1 pseudogene is annotated in these 370 nt (G+C 35.4%); it reads right to left on the bottom strand.

Annotated features, from left to right (window positions below):
* Nucleotides 1-320: pseudogene (locus GNY06_RS13855) on the bottom strand (IS481 family transposase); the annotation flags it as partial.
* Nucleotides 321-370: the final 50 nt, after the last annotated feature.

Here is a 370-nt window from a genome sequence, read left to right as displayed (position 1 = left end):
TTAAGCATGTCAGCAGCAATAAGAGCATTCTTACGGTCATATAGTTTTGCTAATACTACTTTGGAATACGTGTCAATAAAAGTTTGTTGATAAATATGTCCAACTCCTTTGATATTTCCTTCTTAACAAGTGTCTTGAGCTCCTAAATATACAGGATGATGAGTTTCAATTTCTCCATGAGCTTTTTTCTCTTCCTTAGCCCTTTCTTGTGCTGAAAGTTGAGATTCAGTAAGAACTACACCATCTTGAGCAGATTTGGCTTCTAGGGCTTTTAATCTTAGTTTAAACGTATGTAGATCGTGGCTTAACCAAATACTTCTGAACCTTCAAATCCCCATCTTTTTACTCCTCTATTTTCAATATGAACCCA

The organism is Elizabethkingia argenteiflava (assembly GCF_009904105.1).
GTDB lineage: Bacteria > Bacteroidota > Bacteroidia > Flavobacteriales > Weeksellaceae > Elizabethkingia > Elizabethkingia argenteiflava.
This window is presented reverse-complemented; position numbering and strand designations above follow the sequence as displayed.